The sequence below is a fragment of the Streptococcus suis genome (assembly GCF_002960445.1).
Classification (GTDB): Bacteria; Bacillota; Bacilli; order Lactobacillales; family Streptococcaceae; genus Streptococcus; species Streptococcus hyiners.
Genome location: NZ_POJD01000149.1, coordinates 1 through 329, shown reverse-complemented (window position 1 = coordinate 329; position 329 = coordinate 1). Strand labels below are relative to the sequence as shown.

The 329-nt window shown below is 42.6% G+C and carries 1 protein-coding gene; it reads right to left on the bottom strand.

Annotation, left to right across the window (positions count from 1 at the left end):
* The coding region (locus C1G53_RS06370) for an extracellular solute-binding protein (protein ID WP_153046664.1) at positions 1-329 on the bottom strand (329 nt) is incomplete at both ends.

Genomic DNA, 329 nt, shown 5'->3' with positions numbered 1-329 from the left:
GCTTACAGCATATTCACGAGCTTCAGTGTTAGCTGGAACTTCGTTTGTAGCGTCGTAAAGTGCTTTTTGTTGGTCTGTAGCAGTCAAGAAGTCAACAAACTTTTGAGCCATTTCTTGGTTTTTAGCGCCTGCTGGAACAACCCATGCTTTACCACCACCGAATGCTGAGTAGTTTTTGCCGTTTACAAGAGTTGGTATTGTTGCTACACCATAGTTTACACCAGCTTCTTTATATGAAGCTGCTTTCCAAGGACCTTCGATGATAGCAGCTGCTTTACCGTCTGTAAATTGAGTGTTAATCAAGTTGTTTGCAGCAGTACCGTCTTGAA